The sequence below is a fragment of the Ruegeria sp. C2 genome (assembly GCF_056537765.1).
In genome coordinates this window covers 15,483-29,205 of record NZ_JBQFRZ010000011.1, presented here as the reverse complement: position 1 = coordinate 29,205, position 13,723 = coordinate 15,483, and the positions used below count along the sequence as shown (strand labels likewise).

The window sequence follows — 13,723 nt, the reverse complement described above, 5'->3', positions numbered from 1 at the left end:
CGACGCAGATGTCGGCGGCTATCAAATCACTCGATGAAAGTCCGTGCCAGACGGTCCCTGAGCGGTTGGGCCAGATAGCTGAGCGCCGTACGTTCACCAGTATTCACGAACAGATCCGCAGGCATCCCCGGCACCAGCTCCAGCGAGGCCACCTGTTCTGGTTGCGCCTCGTCCAGCTTGATCTGCGCCAGATAATAGGGCTGTCCTGTGCGGTCGTCCTCAAGACTGTCTGCCGAGATATCGGTGATCCTGCCGGTCGCTTCGGGCACCTCGCCCTGATCAAAGGCCGACAGACGCACGCGGGTCGACTGACCGACAAACAGCTTCTCGATATCAGCCGTATTCACACGGGCCTCAACGATCAGAGGCTGGTCGGCCGGGACAATGTCCAGAATGGACTCACCCGGACGCACAACACCCCCTGATGTAAACACCGTTAGGCCCACGACACGCCCGCTGACCGGGGCGGTGACCGCGACGCGTTTGCGACGCTCGGCAGCACCCACATATTGCGGCTCCAGCGTGGCCAACAACGCCTCAACTTGCGCCAGTTCGGTCGAGATTGCCTCGGCGCGCTGATTCTGCTGACCGATACTGCCCAATTGCAATTCGCTGATCCGGTTGCGTGCCTGAGCTTCTTGCGTGGTCAAGGAGGCCTCGACACCGATCAGGCGCTCGACCTCGACCCGACGGCTGTTGACGCGGTTCGCGGCGACCAACCCTTTGTCCTGTAATGTCTCGAGATTGCCAAGCTCTTCACGCGTGATGTCCATCTGGCGCGCATTGGCCTGACGCTGGGCCTGAAGCCCTGCGATCTGGTCCCGCAGGTTGGCGATCTGCTGATCCAGCAGATTCTTCTCGGCTGTCCGCGTACGAATTTCGGCATCGAACAGCAATTTCTGCGTCAGGAACGCATCTTGCCAGTCGCGACTGTTCATCTCGACCCGCATCATCTGATCGACATCTGCCCGTTCGAATCGGCCTTCGTCGCGGATTTGCGCAACCAAACGGGCGCGGCGCACCGTCAACTCGCCCAACTGGCTTTTGATAACGTCCAGGTTGACGTCCAGATCGGTGCTATCGAGTTCAACCAATGTCTGCCCGGCCTCAACCAGATCCCCATCGGCGACCAAAATCGTGCGCACGATACCGCCGTCCAGATGCTCGACCGTCTTGCGGTTACCTTCGACCACGAAAGACGCCGGAGCCACAACCGCTCCATCCAGTTTTGAGGCGGCGGCCCAGTAAACCGAACCTCCGACAAACCCGGCCACGATCAGCAGTCCCAGGATCACAAATCCCTTTATACCTGCACCGGGAAGCTTTTGCTCGGCCCGATTATAATCTTCCAGACGTAGAAGGCCCTGTTCGGGTGCGTTGTAAACTGTAGGGGTCATTGGATTGGTCCTTTCCGTACAGACGACTGCGTGTCACGAGTCGTAATCTGAGGACGTTCTTGTCGCGGCAGGTCGGTTTGCTGACGCGGGCGCAGAATCTCATCCTTGTCGCCAAAGCCGGTCTGAGTGCCCTTGCTGAGCGTAAGGACCTTGTTCACGGCTTCCAGCGTGCTGGGACGGTGGGTCATCACGAAGGTGATGGCTCCGCGTGCACTGGCGCCGCGAATGGCGTTACGCAGGGCAAGCTCACCTTGCGCGTCGAGGTCCGAGTTCGGCTCGTCCAGCACCAGAATGAATGGGTCACCATACAGCGCACGCGCCAGCGCGATACGCTGTCTCTGACCGCCCGACAGGTGGAAACCGTCACCCAGCAGCGTGTCATAGCCATCGGGCAGATTGCTGATCAGGCCATGAACATCGGCAGCGACGGCGGCTTCAAACACCTTGGCGTCATCGACCGAGGTTGAAAAGCGCGCGATATTCTCGCGGATCGTACCATCGAACAATTGCACGTCTTGCGGCAGATACCCGATCAAGTGGCCCAGATCCTGCGGATCCCATTTCGCCATGGGCGTCCCATCCAACCGGATCGCCCCGCGCTGAGGGGTCCATATCCCCGCCAGCATCCGCGCCAATGTGCTCTTGCCCGAGCCGCTATGACCGATCACGGCCATCACGTCCCCCGCAGACAATGCAAACTCGATATCGCCGATGGTGGCATTGCGCGCCAGCGGTGGTCCGGCCTGAGAAATCACCGTGTTGATCGAGAACTGCGGATGCGGCAGAGCCAAACGCTTGGGCTGCGCGGGAAATGCCTCATCCAGAGCGCGCAGATTCTTGTAGGACCCGCGTGCCGCCAGAAAGCCGCGCCACTGGCCGATCAGCTGATCGATCGGGGCCAGCGCGCGGGCCAGAACGATGGTTGCAGCGATCATCACCCCAGCCGTGGCCTGCCCGGTGATGGCCAGCGCTGCGCCCAGTCCCAGCATGCCCGACTGAAGCGCCATGCGGATCGTCTTGGACAGAACCGAGAAACTGGCGATGCGGTCGGCCACGCGGGTTTTCAGCGCATGGGCATCCTGTTGCAGAGCTGTCCAGCGCCGGGCGAGATCACCGTTCATCCCCATTGCTTGGACAAGCTCTGCATTTTGCTCACTTGCGGTGAACAAAGCGTCGGACCTGCTGCGCGCGCGGGATGCGTCCTGCATGACGCCGGCGGCGCGCGAATTGTTGATCAGGGCCAGAATTGTAAGGGTCAGCGCTCCAGAAAGGCCAAGCGCGCCCAGATAGGGGTGCAGCATATAAAGCACCGCCAGATAGATCGGGATCCACGGCGCATCGAAAAACGTGATCAATGTGGGGCCCGAGATGAAATCACGTAGACCGGTGATATCTGCGGACGGATTGTCCGTGGCAGTGGATTTGCCCTGCAGACGGCGGCGGATCGAAGCCTGCAGCAGTGGTGCGCCGATCTTCAGCTCGAACCGCGCGCCCAGCCGGCTCAGGATGCGGACTCGCATCAGGTCCAGCAGGCCGGTGACGATGAACACGCCGCCTAACAGCAGGGTCAGGGCGATCAGGGTGTCCATGTTCTGGCTGGTCAGTACGCGGTCATAGACCTGCAGCATGTAAAGCGGACCGGCGAGCATAAGAAGGTTAAGGACAAGGCTGAAAAAGCCGATTGCGAAAAAGCCGCCTCGCAACGAGGCCCAGGCTGTTTTGACGGATGATTTTTTCTGAAACATGACGGTGATCTCTTTTCAGGGTGAAAGGGTGGCGACCTACGCCGCCACCCCGTTGGGTCAGTGATCAGACGACAAAGTCATCGTCAGTCAGATCCGAGGCGTTGACGCCAACCAGACGCACCGAGTTGTCGGACGAGAAGGACAGAACCGCATCTTCTCCGTCTTGTTCGATGTTCAGATTGTCGCGGAAATCCGGACCGAAATCGGTGAAGTCCAGACGGTCGATGCCGGTCTCGTATTCTTCGACCACATCGTGGCCGAACTCACCTTCGAAGATCAGGATGTCTTCTCCGGCGCCACCGATCAGGACGTCATTGCCACCTTCACCGTTCAGGATGTCGTCACCGGCCTGACCGCGCAGGACGTTGTCGCCCGAGTTGCCAGACAAGATGTCGTCGCCACCGTTCGGGCTGTTCACGTTGTTCGAGCCGCTGATGTTTTCGAACCCGAAGACCTGATCCAGCGTGACCCCATCGGGCGCGTTGACGCTGGCGACACCGTTGCCGTCTTCGTCAAGGTCCAGAACAACGCCCGGCCCAGCGGTGAACAGCGCGGTGTCAATGCCTTCGCCGCCGATGATGATATCGGCCCCACCGAACGAGTGGATGGCATCGTTGCCCCCAGCACCGTCGAGCACGTTGAACTCGTTGTTGCCAAGGATCAGGTCATCGCCTTCCGACCCGATCACGTTTTCGAAGTCGTCAACCTCGGCCACGATCTCGCCGAACTGGATGATGGCCCCGTCCTGCGGACCTACGTCGCCGTCTACCAGAGGGCTGGGTACCGGGCCACTGAGGTCCAGATCGATTGCCACACCGTCGAAGCCCGACAGGTCGATCGTGTCGCTGTCACCCGAGCCGACAACCCGTTCGATCGAGCTGAGGATGTCCGTTTCGATCTGGTTGTCGATGACGTCCAGCCCGACAACACCCGAGCCACCTGTGGCGTCCACGTCGAGGGTTGCACCGGCATCCACCAGCGTATCCTGAACCACCGGACCGTTTTGGCCAGCAGGTGCATTGTGCAGGTGGATCGCCGAAACAACACCCGGGATCGGGGTTTGCAGATCGGCTTCGTTCAGGCCAGTGACGCTCAACTCACTGGAATAGCTCACCTCGCCGGTGTGCAGGTTCTGCACAACAACTGCCGTGGCAAAACCGGTGGCTTCGCTATCCGACAGCGGCCCGGGCTCCTGCGCGGCGTCCAGCGGACCGCTCAGCTTGATGGTACGGATACCGTCCACGGTTTCGTCGCTATCAACCAGCAACTGGCCACGGATTTCACCAGCCGGGAAATCGGAGGTGTGGATGTTGTAGTACAGGTTGTTTGCCGCAGCCTGTTCCACAAACGCGGCACCGTCCGCAATGGCCGACCCGAACTGACCGGGCGCGGTCACGGCCTGATTGACAACACTCACGTTGAAGCCGGTGTCGCGCACGGCGGTTCCGTTGCCGTTGGCATCAAGGCTGACTTTGACGGACACATCCAGATCCGAGAAATCGGCTGTGTCAAAGCCTTCACCACCTTCGATGAAGTCGTTTCCAAGGCCGCCGACGATCACGTTGTTACCCTGACCGGCGATCAGAACGTCATCCCCTGCTCCTCCGTCGACGACACCGTTGATCCGACCGAAGTCTACAACGATGTCGTCTCCGGCACCCAGTAACACGTTACCATTTACTACACCTTCGTCATCGTTAACGAATGTCACTGAGCCTGCCTCGGTCGCGTCAATCGCGTTGACCTGACCCGAGATTTCACCTTCGTTGATGATGGCACCCAGAATGTTCAGACCACCATCGATGCGGATACCTGCAGCTGCGTCGCTGTCTTCCGATCCTGCGATCAGGCCTTCGTTCTGAACCAGACCGGCAAAGCTTGCATCTTCGACATTGCTGAACAGACGCAAACCATCGCCGACCTGATTGCCTTCGGTTGCGTCGCCGCGACCTTTGAAAGTGCCTTCGTTGAAGATCGCCGCCGAAACCACGTCTCCGTCCACGTCACCGGTTTGCAGCGCCACGGCTGAGCCGTTATTGCCAAAACCCGCATCCACCAGACCGGTGTTGGTGAAGGTATAGTTGTCAGCGGTGGCATCGGCGTAGACAGTACCGTTGCGCTGATCGCCCGTACCGAGGATGTCGTTTTCGTTGCGAACTTCCAGACCATTGCCATCGATATTCAGCGCTCGGCTGTCCGAAGTCACAATGCCTGTGTTCAGGAACAGGCCACCGGTGTGATCGCTGGTCCCAAAATAAACACCATTCTGCACACCTGCGATCAGGCCCGAGTTGGTCAGCGTACCCTTGAAGTTCACGTTATTGACGACACGCACGCCAGCAACGGTTCCATTGTCCCCTTCCGACAGGATCGTGCCCGTGTTGGTGATGGTGGCATCGGTTGTTCCGGTATTGCCGACATTGCCGATCCGCACACCGTCACCGGCCAGACCGACATTGGCAGCTGCGTTGCCACGACCGATGATGATTCCATCGTTTTCCAGCGTGAATGTGTTGACGCCATCTTCGGCCCCGCCGATCTCAGCCCCAAAGCCCGAGCCCTGGTTGTGCTCACCGGCGTCAATCACGCCATTGGCCAGGTTGCGAACCGAGAAATCATCCGCGGTGCCATCGGCATAGACCGTGCCGTTCCGTTGATCGTCAGTGCCCAGAATGACGCCGCCGTTCACCAGATCCACGCCTGTGCCGTCGATGTTGACCGCGCGGCTGCCGGACTGGATGGTGCCGAAGTTCAGAACGTCCAGATCATGCTCGGCATTGCCGATATAAAGACCATTCCGCGCACCTTCGATCACACCGGTAGAGGTGTTCACGATACGGCCTTCGGCCGCTGCGCCGTCGGCGATGCGGATACCACCTGCAGTGCCCTGATTGCTTTCAGAGGAGATCAGGCCGCTATTGACGATATCGGTTTCCGAGATCGTACCCTCGGCACCGTTGTTGATGCGGATACCGTCCCCTGCGCCCGGGGTGTTCGACGCCTCTTGGCCACGGCCCTGAATGGTCGCGCCAAAGCCGTTGAACAGGGTGTTCGATACCCGGTCGCCAACTTCGTCACCCACCTGCAGCGAGATACCGGCACCAAAGTTGCCTTCGCCCGCGTCGATCGTACCACCGGTAAAGTTGCTGATGCTGACATCTTCGGCGGTCGAATTGGTGTAGATCGTGCCGTTGCGCTGATCACCTGTGCCGATAATGTCGCCAAAGTTGCGAACGCTGACGCCTTCGCCCTGAATATCAACCGCGCGGCTGTCGGATGAGATCACACCGCCCCGGAAGTTGTCCAGAAGGCCCGAGCTGCCCGCACCCGCGAACTGCACACCGTTAAATTCGCCCGCGATCTCACCAAAGTTGCGGATATCAGCGCTGCCCGAAACCTGAATACCCGTGGCCAGCACCTCGGGCCCCGAGTTTGCCTCGATGCTACCGGTGCGGAAGTTGAACACCTGCGCGTTCTCACCTTCAACAACCACGGCTGCGGCTGCATTGTTGGTGGTGATCTGGCCGAAATTCAGAAGACGCGCAAAATCGTTGTCCAGCAGAAACGCCGGAGTGTTGTCAACGACAGTAGATTGAAAGAACCCGTTGGTCAGTGTTTGGCCGTCGCGGACGGTTTCCTGGGCCAGTGACGAGGTCGTCAGCAATCTGGCGCGCAGGCTTGCGAGAAAGTCGGAAAGCATTGGGAATCTCCATGCATGAGTACAAATCGGACGGACATCGAACCAAGGCCGTCAGCCCGCTGTCTCATCAGTTGCGAGTCACCCTGAGCTTTTGAAATTCTTCCTTTGAATGAGGTGCATAACCTGCGCGAATAGTCACATAAGTCGCGAGGTCTGCAGCAATTTACTTGTTATATTTCTGATGGTTGCATGATTGTCGCCGATCATTCGACATTATTCAGTGCCATGATTTCACGAATATGTAGGGCCATGTGATGGCAGTTTGTGATGATTGGCTGATGCGATCAGGGGTGGCTGGCAGCGCTAGGAACCAAGACTCGTGCCTCAGTTGTCAGTTGGAACCGGCTTTTTAACCAGATTCGCATTCCGCGATGCTACAGTTCCCTGAGGCGGGTCCAGATGGATCCGTTTGCCCATCATCTCGACGATCTCTGGGTTGGGGTATTGTGGCCGGGTCAATGCACCCAGTTCACGCATATTGCCCTTGTCGTCGAAAGGCAGAAAAGTCAGGCCAAACCCATCGCGTTTGAACTGCTCGGCGGCGATGGCGTTGACCATCGTGCAGGCGTCGCTTTGCGCCACATAGCGGCACACGGTTTCGAACCGGGCGGTCGTGACGTCGATGCCGGTTTCCTCCGCGACTGTTTCCGAGGGTTCGGGCAGATCCTGTTCAAGATCATAGCCGAACGAAATCGGAAACCGGATCAGTTGATCAGCGGGCACTTCATGCGCCCAGATACTGGACTTGCGACCAAGCGGATGGCCTTTGCGCAAACCGAGATAGAGCGGCTCAAGCCAGAGCGAGGTAAAATCCATCGGGCGGGTCGAGCCACGATAGATCTGATCAAAGCTCTTGCGTGCAATAAAGGCCATATCGACCGATCGATCCTCGACCATCTTGGCCAGGGCGACGGGATATTCCTCGACAATGATGATCTTGCGATCCGGGACGGCTTGGGCGAACAGCTGGCGGAAGTAACGCGACAGGTAGGCGGCCAGGGTCGGTGTCATTCCCAAACGGATTGCGGGCAATTCAGTTGTCTGGTGCCGTCGCGCCAGATCGCCGATGCCATCCACGATCTCAATGACCTGCTTGGCATGAGTAAGCAATTCCTGACCGAACCCGGTCAGAAGGACACCATCCTTACCACGTTCGAAGATCGCGACGCCCAGTTCTGCCTCAAGCTTTTTGATCTGGTTTGACAGCGCCGGCTGGCTGACCGCCACCGCCTGTGAGGCGCGCGTAAAGTTCCGATGCTCGGCCACGGCAATGACATATTGAAGATCGCGCAGGTTCATAACTCATGTCTCAAATCAATTCAGCGCCAGCGTACCTAGGATCAAGGATACATACTCGCGGGATGGCGCACTCAACCTGCCTTACGCCAGGCGCGTGAGGCAACCATCTTTCCCTCAGGTCTCGGCTTCGTGAGAGATTGTGTATTGCTATGAACTGACGCGGAGATGCCTACGGCAAGGTCAGCAGAGGTGTCTCGCGTTGCACCAGGATATCCTGCGTGCCTTTGGATGAGGAAAGTTTGACCGTCAGCTGCCGGGCCTCTGAGAACCGCTCAAAATAGGCAAACCGGATAGTTGTAATCGCCGTCATCTCCTCGCATTGCAGCAAATAGTCGGCATGGAATTCATTGTGCTGCGCTGCACCATTCTCCGATGCCTCCTCTTGACCGAACGCATCACCCACCAGCGCCACATTTGCCGAGGCCGTCATGCAGCCCGCCTCAGGCGAAAGCTCGAACAGGTTAAGGGGTTGTGACAGGTCCGAAATCGCATCTGCGACACGCGCCCGATCTTCTTCACTCTCGGCGGGGCGTTCAAACCCAACGATATCATTGCCGGGAACCTGCAATGTCAAAGCAATCTCAGTTTCCGATATCGTCATTTCCAAGCGCCCGACGCCATGCGCGTGCGCATTTGACGATTGAGCTTCCTGGGCCATCAACGCGACGGGAAGGAGAAACAGAAAAACAACCACGCACTTCATAACAATCACCATCTAAAATATTTAGCACATTTTAGTCGATTTGTACTGCCACGCAATAATGACGCCAGTTCCCTGCCCTCCCCATTTATGGCGGGGCAGTTATGGCGAAATATCCGACAATAAAACTCAGGTTGACATTGTTGACTAATTCTATCAAGAAATAACTCACCCACCCGCCAGGGCGCGGGACTACCAACCGATTTTTCAGAGAGACCAAGCCCCATGACCAAACCATTCGCCGCGACCAGCGCCCTGACCTTGTGCATCGCAAGCGCTGCCTTGGCCGAAGCGCCATCCAAAGCAGATGTTCTGAGCACCTATGCCAACATCGCCGAAGCAAAATACGAAGACAGCGTGATCGCGGCAAAGACATTGCAAACAGCAGTGAACGCACTGATCGCCGACCCGTCTGACGCCACCCTGAACGCTGCCCGTGCCGCCTGGATCGCGGCACGCGTGCCGTATCAGCAGACCGAGGTTTATCGCTTTGGCAATGCCATCGTCGATGACTGGGAAGGCAAGGTGAATGCATGGCCACTAGACGAAGGTCTGATCGACTACGTCGACGCCTCTTACGGTGGTCCCAGCGATGAGAACGAATTCTCGGTGCTGAACGTCATCGCCAACCCCAGCTTCGATCTGTCAGGCGAAACCATTGATGCCAGCCAGATTACGCCCGAGTTGCTGTCCGACACGCTGCACGAAGCCGACGGGATCGAGGCAAATGTCGCCACCGGCTATCACGCCATCGAATTCCTGCTATGGGGCCAGGACCTGAACGGCCACGACGCTGGCGCGGGCAATCGTCCTTACTCAGATTATGTTCAGGGTGATAACTGCACCAACGGCAATTGCGACCGCCGCGCTCAGTACCTGAGCGCTGCCACAGACCTGCTAATCAGCGATCTGGAATGGATGACCGCCCAGTGGGCCGAAGGCGGTGAAGCTCGTGCTGCCTTGACCACGGATGAAACCGCAGGCGTCAGTGCGATCCTGACAGGTATGGGTTCGCTATCATACGGAGAACAGGCAGGCGAACGGATGCGTCTCGGTCTGATGCTGAACGACCCTGAAGAAGAGCATGATTGTTTTGCCGACAACACCCATAACAGCCACTACTACGATGGTCTGGGCATCCAGAACGTCTATCTTGGCAGCTATACCCGTATCGACGGAACTCCGGTCTCAGGCGCGTCGTTGTCGGATCTGGTGACAGCAGCCGATCCGGCGCTGGACATGGAGATGAAAACCAAGCTGGCAAATACCATGCAGGCTCTGGGCCGCATCAAAACGGCCGCCGAAGCTGGCTTTGCCTATGACCAAATGCTCGAACGCGGCAACGCAGGTGGAGAAGCGCTGATCATGGGTGGTGTCGACGGGCTGGTAGATCAGACCAAGACCATCGAACGTATCGTGACCACGCTGGAACTGAACCAGATCGAGTTCGAAGGCTCCGACAGTCTGGATAACCCGAACGCGGTCTTTCACTAGGCCCCCTGACCGGGCGCGTTTCATACGCGCCCGGTTCTGCCAATCACGAAGATTTGGGCCTTATCGCTGGACGCTAACCAAATAACCAACTATTTAACTAAGATATCTATGAGCAGGCTGAGTCGCCATGATTGTATGTCACTGCACTAATATCACAGACCACGATATCCGCGCCGCGATCGACTGGATGCGGGCAGCAGACCCGCAGACCATCATTACCCCGGGCAAGATCTATCATGCCCTTGGAAAATCAGCGGATTGTGGCGGGTGCATGCCTCTTTTCCTCGACACAATGCGCGCAGACGATAATCTGAAAGTCCCCATGCAGCTCCGTACATTGCGGTCCGGAGCATCACAGGAGAAAGCACATGAAAGGCGATCCCAAGGTCATCGAATATCTCAACAAATCTCTGCGGCATGAACTAACTGCGGTCAGCCAGTACTGGTTGCACTACCGCCTGCAGGAGGATTGGGGTCTTGGTCACATGGCCAAGAAAAGTCGTGAGGAATCCATCGAAGAGATGGGTCACGCCGACAAGCTGATTGAACGCATCATCTTTCTGGAAGGTCATCCCAACCTGCAGAAACTGGACCCTCTGCGTATCGGGCAGACCCCGAAAGAAACGCTGGAGTGCGATCTGGCCGCCGAACATGACGCACGGGCGCTTTATGTCGAAGCCCGCGAATATTGCCGCGAGGCCGGGGATTACGTGTCCATGGGCCTGTTTGAAGAACTGATCAGCGACGAGGAAGGGCATATCGACTTCCTCGAAACGCAACTCGACCTGTATGAAAGGATTGGCGAAGCCAATTATGCGCAACTCAACGCATCCAAGATGGACGAAGGCGAGTAAGCTTGCCCTGATATCGGTGGCCATGTTCGTGGCCACCCCCTCCCTTTCCGCTGACACCACGACGTCTCAGCTGAAGGATCACCACCTGAACACCCTGCCCAGAACCGCAGAAGAAACTGCGCGGATCAAAGCCGCGACCGCAGCGCCCGAGGATTTCAGCGTGCCTCAGCGGTTCGAAGAGCTGTCCGCAGGGGCCGCCACAGTTCGCGTGCGCACAGATGCGGATGCGTTCTCTCAACCTTCGGCCAATATCAGTTTTGAGCAAGAGCTGAACTTCAAAGTTGGCAACGGTCTGTTCAAGAAAGTCTGGGTCTCCGCGCCTTCCTCGACCCTCGCCTCGGATGGTTTGGGTCCCTTGTATAACGCACGGTCCTGTCAGCGTTGCCATATCAAGGACGGGCGTGGGCATACGCCGAACGGGTCCGACGACAACGCCGTGTCGATGTTCCTACGGGTTTCGATCCCGGGTCCGCCAGAAGACGCCCCCGCCGAGATCGCCGATTATATCGCCACCCTGCCCGAACCGAACTATGGCGGGCAGATGCAGGATTTCGCACTGGCCGGGCATCCGGCGGAGTATCGGCTGGACATCACTTACGAAGAAATCGAGGTGGCGTTGTCGGATGGTGAGACTGCCTCGCTTCGCAAACCGACTTACGCTGCCGCTGATCTGGGTTATGGCCCCTTGCACCCCGAGGCGATGCTCAGCCCTCGGGTCGCCCCGCAGATGATCGGATTGGGGCTGCTCGAAGCGATCCCGGTCGAGGACCTGCTGGCCAATGCCGATCCCGAGGATGCAAACGGCGATGGTATCTCGGGACGCCCCAACATCATCTGGTCGGCCGAATTTGACGCCCCCATGATGGGCCGTTTTGGCCATAAGGCCGGGATGCCCACGGTTATGGAGCAATCGGCGGCTGCATTTGCCGGGGATATCGGCATCTCAAGCCCTCTGTTCCCCGCGCCTCATGGCGATTGCACAACTGCGCAGATTAATTGCGTCGATGCTCCGCATGGGGATGGCGACGCACGTGCGTATGAGATCGATCAAGTTGGTATGGATCTCGTCGCCTTCTACAGCCGCAATCTGGGTGTCCCTGGTCGGCGCGATATCGATGATCCTCAGGTTCTGCGCGGGAAAGAAGTCTTTCATATCTCAGGCTGTGCGTCATGCCATACGCCCGCGTATGTCACACATCGGATGCCCGACCGACCCGAGCACAGCTTTCAACTGATCTGGCCCTATACCGACCTGCTGCTGCACGACATGGGCGAAGGTCTGGCCGACAATCGCCCCGAGGCACGCGCCACGGGTCAGGAATGGCGCACACCGCCTTTGTGGGGCATAGGCCTGACTGAGCGTGTTTCAGGCCATACCCAATTTCTGCATGACGGGCGCGCAAGGTCATTGATCGAAGCGATCCTGTGGCACGGGGGCGAGGCGCAGGCTGCCCGCGATACCGTGGTTTCAATGCCCAAGCCCGACCGCGACGCCTTGATCCGTTTTCTGGAAAGTCTCTGATATGCGCACCCTCGCTCTTATCAGTGTCCTGCTGCCATTCGCGGTTTACGCGCAAGACCGCGCCCCAATCCTTATCGACGTGACTGAAAATCACATCCTGCCGCGCTTCGCCGATTTGTCCGAAGCGACCGGGGGGCTGTCACACGCGGCACAGGCAGATTGCACTCCCGGTTCTGCCGAACTACGCACCGCCTTTAACGCCGCTTTCGACGCCTGGGTTTCCGCAAGTCACCTGCGCTTTGGTCCAACCGAGGTCGACGACCGCGCCTTTGCTTTAGCCTTCTGGCCGGACACCAAGGGGTTCACCCCAAAGGCCCTTTCCGGATTGATCGCTGCCGAGGACGCAACCATCAACGACCCCGAAGCCTTTGCCGAGACCTCGATCGCCGGGCGGGGATTCTTCGCGCTGGAACGGATGCTTTATGACCCGGCTATGGGGGAACAGGGCAGTGCTGCGTATCGCTGTGCGTTGATCCGGGCCATCGCCACCGATATCGACCGCAATGCTGGTGCGATCAACACTGATTGGCAGGGCTACGCCCCGCATCTGACACAACCGGGCGGAAACAGCCCCTATCGCTCGGGCGATGAAGCCATGCAGGAGCTGTTCAAAGCTCTGAGCGTCGGGCTGCAGTTCACCTCGGATACGCGCCTTGGTCGCCCGATTGGCACCTTTGACCGCCCCCGCCCCAACCGGGCCGAGGCACGCCGGTCCGAACGCTCGTTGCGTCATGTGGAGCTCTCTCTGGTCGCCCTGCGTGATCTGGCTGCGCGACTGTCCTTTGACCACCCCGAAATCGCCAGCGATCTGGACGCTGCGTTTTCCAGGGCCATTGACCGGGCACAAGCGCTGGACGACCCGGCATTTGCCGGAGTCGCCGATCCGCAGGGCCGACTCCGCGTCGAGGCGCTCAAACAGTCGATTGACGATATCCGCGCCATCACCGCGACCGAACTTGGCCCAACGCTTGGCATCAACGCCGGTTTCAACTCATTGGACGGAGACTGAGCC

At 58.5% G+C, this 13,723-nt stretch carries 10 protein-coding genes; 5 read left to right on the top strand and 5 right to left on the bottom strand.

Translation table 11 applies throughout. The annotated features are described in order from the left end of the window. Positions 1-26: 26 nt before the first annotated feature. The 5 genes from ACR0IV_RS19725 to ACR0IV_RS19705 form a co-directional block, all read right to left on the bottom strand. Positions 27-1,397, bottom strand: a complete 1,371-nt coding sequence (locus tag ACR0IV_RS19725) for an HlyD family type I secretion periplasmic adaptor subunit (RefSeq protein WP_480660507.1) — start codon at positions 1,395-1,397, stop codon at positions 27-29. Beyond that, positions 1,394-3,142 carry a type I secretion system permease/ATPase gene (locus ACR0IV_RS19720; protein ID WP_480660505.1) on the bottom strand — a complete coding sequence of 583 codons (1,749 nt, stop codon included), beginning with the start codon at positions 3,140-3,142 and terminating at the stop codon, positions 1,394-1,396. The genes ACR0IV_RS19725 and ACR0IV_RS19720 overlap by 4 nt, the downstream gene beginning before the upstream one ends. Positions 3,143-3,206: 64 nt before the next feature. After that, positions 3,207-6,842, bottom strand: a complete 3,636-nt coding sequence (locus ACR0IV_RS19715; RefSeq protein ID WP_480660503.1) for a CHRD domain-containing protein — start codon at positions 6,840-6,842, stop codon at positions 3,207-3,209. A 324-nt stretch (positions 6,843-7,166) separates the two neighbouring features. Further along, positions 7,167-8,141, bottom strand: coding sequence for a LysR family transcriptional regulator (locus tag ACR0IV_RS19710; protein WP_480660501.1), 975 nt, complete (start codon positions 8,139-8,141; stop codon positions 7,167-7,169). 169 nt (positions 8,142-8,310) lie between these two features. Further along, positions 8,311-8,799, bottom strand: coding sequence for a ZrgA family zinc uptake protein (locus ACR0IV_RS19705; RefSeq protein ID WP_480660499.1), 489 nt, complete (start codon positions 8,797-8,799; stop codon positions 8,311-8,313). Positions 8,800-9,066: 267 nt separating this feature from the next. Between ACR0IV_RS19705 and ACR0IV_RS19700 the strand changes: the two genes are divergently transcribed. From ACR0IV_RS19700 to ACR0IV_RS19680, 5 genes are all read left to right on the top strand, one after another. Further along, on the top strand, positions 9,067-10,335 hold the full coding sequence (locus ACR0IV_RS19700; protein WP_480660497.1) for an imelysin family protein: 1,269 nt from the start codon (positions 9,067-9,069) through the stop codon (positions 10,333-10,335). 127 nt (positions 10,336-10,462) lie between these two features. Then, positions 10,463-10,756 carry a (2Fe-2S)-binding protein gene (locus ACR0IV_RS19695; RefSeq protein WP_480660495.1) on the top strand — a complete coding sequence of 98 codons (294 nt, stop codon included), beginning with the start codon at positions 10,463-10,465 and terminating at the stop codon, positions 10,754-10,756. After that, positions 10,704-11,189 carry a bacterioferritin gene (gene bfr, locus ACR0IV_RS19690; RefSeq protein WP_480660493.1) on the top strand — a complete coding sequence of 162 codons (486 nt, stop codon included), beginning with the start codon at positions 10,704-10,706 and terminating at the stop codon, positions 11,187-11,189. Before ACR0IV_RS19695 ends, bfr begins: the two co-directional genes overlap by 53 nt. Before the next feature lie 22 nt (positions 11,190-11,211). Continuing rightward, positions 11,212-12,711, top strand: a complete 1,500-nt coding sequence (locus ACR0IV_RS19685; RefSeq protein ID WP_480660491.1) for a di-heme oxidoreductase family protein — start codon at positions 11,212-11,214, stop codon at positions 12,709-12,711. A 1-nt stretch (position 12,712) separates the two neighbouring features. Continuing rightward, on the top strand, positions 12,713-13,720 hold the full coding sequence (locus tag ACR0IV_RS19680) for an imelysin family protein (RefSeq protein WP_480660489.1): 1,008 nt from the start codon (positions 12,713-12,715) through the stop codon (positions 13,718-13,720). Positions 13,721-13,723: the final 3 nt, after the last annotated feature.